Annotated in this window: 7 protein-coding genes; all 7 read left to right on the forward strand. The window is 33.9% G+C overall.

What is annotated here, in order from left to right:
* A partial coding sequence (locus tag C9E89_RS20860) for a type ISP restriction/modification enzyme (RefSeq protein ID WP_322873884.1) occupies positions 1–268 on the forward strand: 268 nt, incomplete at its 5' end.
* A gap of 118 nt (positions 269–386) precedes the next feature.
* Entirely contained in the window at positions 387–782 is a 396-nt protein-coding gene (locus C9E89_RS20865) for a hypothetical protein (RefSeq protein WP_107010074.1), read from the forward strand.
* Positions 783–915: 133 nt separating this feature from the next.
* Positions 916–1,524, forward strand: a complete 609-nt coding sequence (locus tag C9E89_RS20870; protein WP_107010075.1) for an AAA family ATPase — start codon at positions 916–918, stop codon at positions 1,522–1,524.
* Between the two features lie 780 nt (positions 1,525–2,304).
* Positions 2,305–2,598, forward strand: a complete 294-nt coding sequence (locus tag C9E89_RS20875; protein WP_162622368.1) for a LexA family protein — start codon at positions 2,305–2,307, stop codon at positions 2,596–2,598.
* A 138-nt stretch (positions 2,599–2,736) separates the two neighbouring features.
* Positions 2,737–4,839, forward strand: coding sequence for a hypothetical protein (locus C9E89_RS20880; protein ID WP_107010077.1), 2,103 nt, complete (start codon positions 2,737–2,739; stop codon positions 4,837–4,839).
* Between the two features lie 2 nt (positions 4,840–4,841).
* Positions 4,842–7,577 (forward strand): toprim domain-containing protein, encoded by a 2,736-nt coding sequence (locus tag C9E89_RS20885; protein WP_107010078.1) that lies wholly within the window; start codon positions 4,842–4,844, stop codon positions 7,575–7,577.
* 179 nt (positions 7,578–7,756) lie between these two features.
* Positions 7,757–8,027 (forward strand): type ISP restriction/modification enzyme (locus C9E89_RS20890; RefSeq protein ID WP_322887908.1); only part of this gene is annotated, 271 nt, incomplete at its 3' end.

The raw sequence follows: 8,027 nt of genomic DNA on the forward strand, positions 1-8,027 counted from the left end.
CGTTGTTTATAATAATGCTATCACTATCGAAAATATCCCATTAGAAGCCTATGACTACGTTGTAAATGGCAAGCCTGCACTCGAATGGGTTATGGAACGCCAAGGCGTATCTACGCATAAAGACAGTGGCATTGTGAATGATGCGAATGATTGGGCAATCGAAACAATGAATGATCCATCATACCCTCTCAATCTGTTTTTACGAGTGATTACTGTCAGTCTTGAAACAATGAAGATTGTTAGAAACTTACCTAAATTAGATATTTAGTATTAAAAAATGGGGGTGAACCCCCCCATTTTTTTTACAAAAAAAACCTAATAATAGTTTAAAAAATACAACTATTATTAGTTACAATATTAGTTTAACTTATAGTTTGGATATTGATATGAGTAATAGATTTAAAAAAGCAATGGAGAATACTGAGTTTACTCAAGATGACGTAAATTCAGATGCAAAGGTATCAGATGGTAAAGAAAAAAAAGATAAGGAACAAATCGTCACACGCAATAAATCAATCATCAATATTGAGAAAAACACACTACCAATAGCTAAACGTGTTCGTACTAAACATGGTCGCAACCTAACTATCCCACTCTTTGTTGAAGAACTTAACGTGATTGATGAAGCTGTTAAAAAACTTGGGCAAGATCAGAATATTTCGATTAGCGTATTCATTCGTGAGAGTATCTTGCAACAATGTAAAAAGGTTTTGGGTGCTAAAGAATATCAAGAGATATTGAATAATCAACTTAATGTTACTAAACCTAAAAAAGAACAATAAATAATAGTTGTATTTTTAGGTGTATAAACAGTTTTATGTATACAGTATTTTATAGTTTAATTTATCAATTAAATAATACGACTATAAATACAAACAAATAAACGATTATTTATTAATTTAAAGGTGTTTGTTAATGGCTAAGATTATAACTATAGCGAACCGAAAAGGTGGAGTTGGTAAGACTACACTAGCTACTAATTTAGCTGTATCGCTCAATCAAAAAGGAAAAAGCATACTGATTGATTGTGATGAACAACAATCATCTTCAAAATGGGCTAGACAACGTGGAGATATTGAGTGTCAGTGTATTCACGAAAATCTATTACTACAGCTTGAGAAATTAGATGCGGAATATGAGTACGTCCTAATAGATGTTGCAGGGCGAGATTCAACGGTCTTTCGTGAAGCTCTACTTGTATCCAATGTGCTAATAATCCCTACTCAGCCAAGCCTACTTGATCTGCAAGTATTGGACTACATGCAAGAGAAAGTTGCTGCTGCTAGAAAGACTAATAAAGATTTAGACGCATACGTGTTGATTAATAGAGCTTCAGTACGCTCAAATGAGCTAAATGACGCTGTGGAGCTTATTAACGAATATGAGCAGTTCAAACTACTAAAAACAGTGCTATTCGAGCGCAAACAGTATCGTGATGCGATTCTTGAATCAAAGTCAGTAACAGAAATGAATAGCTCGAAATCGAAAGACGAAATGAACGCTTTAATTATCGAATTGTTGTGATCGAGTCCACCAAGAACAACACCTCCATGCGAGGTGTTTTTTTGTAGAAACCTTTTACTTATAAAAAATCATTCTACAGGCACACACACAAAACGGATAATCAAACATAAATATTTGATTTATTTGTATTTTACTATTCCAATTTCCGCACTAAGTTTAAAGGTGTTGTATAGTAATATTGATAATAAATAAACAATAAATATCAATAGCTTATAATTAAAATCTTGCATGAAAAAAATAAATAATATAAAACATGTTGGATATATATGAATAATTGTAGAAATACTCAAAAATAGAATGAAAAATAAAAAAACATCAAAAAAATAAAAAAGCGTGTCAAAAATAATTTAAGTATTTGAAATATATCATTATTAGTGATGACCTGTTAAAAAAAATACATGTCACTAAATATAAATAAATAAATAAATATTTATATATATTATATATTTATGTCAATATTTTTTGTGACACACTATTCTGACACACTATTAAAAAAACTGACACGCTATTGTTGACATGGAAAAATACGTGTCAATAGCAAGTCATAGATCGTGTCATTAGAATGATTGAAATAAGTATTTGAATTTGTTTTATATTTTTATTTTAATGACATGCTTTTTTGTTGTGACATGTTATTAATCTATATCCTATTTTCTGTATTCTACGGAAATGTATATGTGCATTTTTATATGCAAACTATTGGGCAAACTATTGAACAAACTATTGGTTGGTGATAGTATTTTTATTGTTTAGGCGTTTATATCAAGCATGGAGTCTCATGTGGATACTATTGAAAGTTCAGTTGTTAAGCAGCTCCCTATATTGACTGATCGCCAATATTTGTTATTGGAATTTCTAAAAGAGTATAGGGTTAAGAATCGGTACATGCCGACACATCGAGAGATTGCTACTTTTTTAGATATTAAATCAGCCAATGCAGCCCCTTATTTGGCTGCTTTGGAGAAAAAAGGTTATTTGCGGAGGAGTGCAGATCGGGTGAGACGTAATTTGGAATTAACGACTGCTGCTTATGAAAAACTCAGTTTGCAAGAATCTATTGGCGAAACCATATAAATGAAAAGTCCGGCACTGTTGAAGCAGTACCGGACTTTGAAAGTGTTTATCTAACTGTGCAGGCTAGATTTAATCATTTTCGCACATTTATATGCGTGTTTCAAATTTGACATCCTATTTTTTGGGAGTAATTTGTGTATGCGTAATTTAAATGAGTTGAATAGTAACTACCTTTTAATAGTTCGAGAAATTGAGGATAATTGTCGTTACTATGTTGAAAAAATAAGTAAAAAAAATGGGCGTAGTGATGCGTACATTCGTGCTTTGAAAAATAGTTGTTTGTTCTGTTTAGAATTTTCAATCCGTGAATTTAATCTAAGAACCACTGATGATGTTCTTAACTTTTTTTATTCATCTGAAGATAACCTACAGGTTTTTTTGGAGAAATATAAAGAATATTATGGTAGGAATAGAGTTGAGATTAACCATTCTGGTTTGATTAAATCTATATCTCCATACAGAATTGCGTTTAATTTTATTACGGATGAAATATTTGCTTTATATGGTACTAATCTTTGGTTGTCTTTAGGTGATAATGTATACAACAAAAACTATAATGCAACCGAGAGGTTTTTGTTTTGCTTGGATTGTATTTTTGAATTTAATAAGCCTACTGTTTACGAGTTAAAATCAAATAAGAAAAAGTTTCAGATTGTTGCAAGTTTAATTAATGATTATTGTGGTCATCAATTTATAACCTTTTCTATGATTACCAAGTATTTTGAAAGACAGTTTTTCCCAAATTTTGTAGAGTATTGTGATGGAGTTAATTACTCTGAGAGATCAAGTAAGCCTTATGTAGTGCTAGAAGCTATAGAAGCTTTAGCACATGCTCCACAGGGTTATTTAACTTCAATAATACCTAAAACAAATGTTTTAAACACACATAAATTATCGGATAGCGGTAGTGTTGTTGATGGTTCTTCTAACTTTAAGTACGTTGAAAGATTGAATGTTTCTTTACTACCGGATCAGCTTAGGTTGGAGCTTTATAATTATTGTTTTTATAAAACAGAGCCATTGCTAGATAAAAAAATTAATGAGCAATGGAAAGTTAGGAAATGCAAAGGGGATTTACCTAAAGAAACGGTTTTAGATGCTAAATTAATATCTAATTTTTATGTTTATACAAAGGACTTATACGTCCCCTCTTATTCTTCATTTGTTGGAGTAACAATTGCTCTTTTAAAAAAAGTATTAGAATTAGGTCTCCTAACTTATGGTGAATTAACTTTATTTAATGTTTATCAGCCTGATATTTTAAGGGCGGTGTTAGCTAATGACATTAAGAAAGACGGTTATGTGCTTATGTCTTTTTCTATGGTGATGCAGTATGCTAAAACTATTTGGCATCCTGACCATTGTTTTTTCTGTGAATTTTCTCGTGAAATTATCTGTGATTATTATAATGTGTCATCTGATGATGTTATTGAAATGTCAAAGAAAAATTATGACAGCTTGTTTACTATTTATGAAAAAATTAAACCGTTTATAAAGACAAGTCCAAGATCGCATAATGCTAGAAATGAAAAAATTATTGAGCTAGACAGTCCTGCTAGTTATGTTTTTGATGCTTTAAAAAAAGCATACTTGGATTTAGATATTTATTTAAATTCAAATAATCATCAAATAAAAGTTAAATATTATTGTGTTGTCAGAGATATTATTCTTGTTGAATGTCTCCTTATTTGTCCTTTAAGAGTAAGAAATTGGGCAGACATGAAAATTGGTTTTCATAAAGAAGATGAATGTATTTATAAAGATAAAGATGGGATATATAAAATAAGCATCCCGAAATCCCAATTCAAAAACTATAAACAAAGGAATATCCCTGAGAGGTTTCAATTAAGCATTCCTGAGAATCTAACGCATATATTAGATCTTTATGTCGATACGATTCGTCCATTGTTTATGAGCGAAACCGAACCCCATGAGTATTTTTTTGTTTCAAGCCTTGGAAGAAAACAAACCGGCACAGCTATTAGCACATGTACTCGGAAATTTACTGCCTTATATGCGGATCAATCTATTAAGTCGGGTGGGATTGGCGCACATTATTTTAGGCATATAGTAGCGACCACCTATTTAAAGATACATAGAGGGGCATTTGGTTATGTCGCTTTAATTTTGTTGGATAGCGAGGAGGTTATTAGGCGACATTATGGGCATCTTGACCACGAGGATGCTATTGGAGATTGGAAGAAAAATTTATCAAATATTAGAAATGCAGCGTTGGGGTAATTATGAACAATTTAGATATTCAAAATATTGTTGATGGGTTTAATTCTAATATTTTACATTACGCACAACTGTTGTTTCCTAATGGTAAGAAACAAGGGAGTTATTGGGTAACAGGTGATGTTTATGATACCCCTGCTACCAACCAAGGATCGTTTAAAATAGGTTTGAGTGGACGTTTTTTAGGGATGTGTAGAGATTTTAGTGGTGATGCTGCTAAAAATTCCACGTTAGAAAGTTATGATCTTCTTGAGGTCTTGAGTATTAGGTTGAATGGAGATAAAGCAAAAGCCATCAAAGAAGCTCAGGAACTTTTAGGTATAAGTAGTAATCAAAACTTTAAGACCAATATAAAAACCAAGCAAAAGCCTTTGGTTAAAAAAACCGAAACAGCGCAAGAAGTTAAAGTAGAGCCGTTGGATGAAAAGTCTAGGAGTTGGCAACAGACCCTACATAAGGAATTACTAAATAATGAATCTGCAATGGAATATTTATATGCAAGATCATTAAAGAAAGAGACTATTGTTGAGTTTCAGCTCGGATTGACAAGAAAGACCACCACTCCCGATGGCGAGGTTAGATCTAAAGCTTTAGCAACACCAATCCGCTTGATGAATGGTGAGTTTGCAAAGCAACAGTATTTCTATGTTATCCCCCATGTCACTGAGAATCCTATCGCCTCAAATGGGTGGGGCAAAAGTCCGGTTGGTATATATTTTTCACACACCCACAATAAACAACGTAATTTGATTGTTTGCGAGGGCATGAAAGATGTGTGGGTTCTTTATCAAAATTTAAAAGAAAATGACTTATTAGATGATTATCTAGTTTGCTCAGGAACGCATGGTACAAGCATTCCTGAACAAATGAAAAACCCCGATTTTTGGGCTAAGTTTGACAAAATCTATCTAACTCAAGATTTCGATAAAGCCGGTGACACGATGGCTGAAAAAATATCGGAATTTATCGTTGGAGACTGCTATCGAGTCAGATGCCCGGCGCATTATGCTAATCCAAAATTTGAAAAAGACGGTACAGAAAAGCCGAGTGACCAATGGGGGGCTGATTGGACTGATTTCTTTAGATCGGACGGCTGTATTGATGAATTTTTATCTTTACTTGAAGAAGCTCCTGTTTGCTCTATTACAGTTGAAACGATTGATAACAATGATCCGTTCAATGTAAAAAATGCGGTGGGGCGATTCCACGTTGCCCCGATTGACATCAATGGGGCTTACATTAATCGCAAAATGTACTATCCGGTGCAGACATTAATGAGAAAAAAAGAGACCGATGAATACGGTCAGGAATATATTAGTGAACGCTATGAAACTGTGGTTGTTAGCTCAGATGGTGTGATTAACAAATCAGTTAAATCCCCTGCACCTCCCGGAACACCGGACTCTGAACGTGTAATTAGATTGACCGATGGCACGTTAATTCGAGCAGAACCAAAGCCAAATGATTACAGCTCTTGGAGTTGGAATAGCATTGAATCCTACATATCAGGCAGATCAAAAATTAGATCTGCTAAGGATATTTATACTGATATTCACAATGTACTAAAGCAATCTGTATGGCTTCCTGTACCTGAAGATTACTGCATACTATCACTAACGGTGATTGCTACTTATGTTCAAAACATCTTTGAATCTGTACCCATTATATTCCTAAATGGACGAGCCGGCTCAGGCAAATCTCAAACAGGGATTGTGATGTCTAAGCTTTCATGCAATGGCTCAGTGATCGGACAAGTCAGTGCTGCAACTGCTGCAAGGCATATTGACGCATCGAGAGGTTTTGTTGTGTTCGATGATTTAGAGGGTATCGCAAGCAAAGGTGGTCGAGACGGAACTCAATTTAGTGATCTAGTTCAAGCACTTAAAGTATCGTATAACAAAAACACTTCGGAGAAAATTTGGACTGACGTTAAGACGATGAAAACTGAGCGTCTTAACTTTTTCGGCATAAAATTAATATCGAACACCCAAGGATCTGATGATATTTTGAGTACACGTATGTTGCGTATTCAAACACTTATCATGCCTGACAGTGAAAAAGGTAAGATTAAAAAAATGGGAGCATCTGACTTCTTGCATGTTGAGAAGTTACGACAAGAATTACATCAATGGGCTTTTGCTAAATGTAATGAAATTGAAGATATTTCACTTACACATACAGAAAAAACAGGTCGATTCGATGAAATTGCACTCCCCTTGCGTGTGATCGCTTCGCTCGTTGGCAAGGAGTGTGCAGATGAACTTGAAGTCGGTCTTAATAAGCAGAAAACAGTCAAATTTGAGAGTAATGACCCCATAGAGGTGTTGCGTGAAGCTGTCAAAAATCTAATTAAAAATGGGTTTATCCGCTTTACTGTTACTCAGCTTATTCTTGAATTACGAACAATGCTTGACGATAACTATGGCGCAAGCATGACAAACGAAATCCCGGAATGGGAACGCCCTGAATGGGTTGGTCGTCAATTACGGACTCTTGGTTTGCTTGATAGTGTTGATCTAGGTCGAGCAGTATTGTACGGTAAGCGGTTAAAGGTGATGCAGTTCAATGACTATGCTGTAAATGAAGTGATCGAAGAAATTGGCTCTACTATAGACAATCTTCAAGAGCCATTCGCTTTCTGTGCCGGATGCGCTTCATGCCCTTATGCGAATACCAATTGTGGGTTTCGTGAGGAAAGACTCAAAAAAGAGCAAAAAAATATCAATGTTAAATATAACTAATATTTAATGTAAAAACAAAAACCATTTATACAACTAAAAATAGTTGTATAAATGGTTTTTGTTTTTATGGTTTTAGTGAAACTATTTATAATGTTTAATTATGCCACCATTTGTACATGTTAATATTTATATTCTTTTATAATTAGATACTTATATAAAACATAATAAAAAATAATGGCTTGTTGCACAGTGAAGATTATCGTACTCGTTATGCAGACAACTTGACTAAAGAGTTACCACGTATCCCATGCGTAAAAAAAGCCGAAGATTTCTGGGCATTCTCGAAAGCCGGGCGTGATTTAGCTCATTGGCACTTAAACTATGAAACCGTAGAGCCATATAAAGCTAAATTAGATCTAAAAGGTAGAAGTGTCCGAGAGCTTCAGGAACATGATTACTATGTGACTAAAATGAAATTCATTAAAAAAGATCAAAAAGATACCGTTGTTT

Origin of the sequence: Acinetobacter sichuanensis (genome assembly GCF_003024515.2) — a bacterium.
Classification (GTDB): domain Bacteria; phylum Pseudomonadota; class Gammaproteobacteria; order Pseudomonadales; family Moraxellaceae; genus Acinetobacter; species Acinetobacter sichuanensis.

What these genes read in the sequence shown, in the direction of transcription:
- C9E89_RS20865 (WP_107010074.1), top strand. Translation starts at nt 387, where the DNA reads ATGAGTAATAGATTTAAAAAAGCAATGGAGAATACTGAGTTTACTCAA.
- C9E89_RS20870 (WP_107010075.1), top strand. Translation starts at nt 916, where the DNA reads ATGGCTAAGATTATAACTATAGCGAACCGAAAAGGTGGAGTTGGTAAG.
- C9E89_RS20880 (WP_107010077.1), top strand. Translation starts at nt 2,737, where the DNA reads ATGCGTAATTTAAATGAGTTGAATAGTAACTACCTTTTAATAGTTCGA.
- C9E89_RS20885 (WP_107010078.1), top strand. Translation starts at nt 4,842, where the DNA reads ATGAACAATTTAGATATTCAAAATATTGTTGATGGGTTTAATTCTAAT.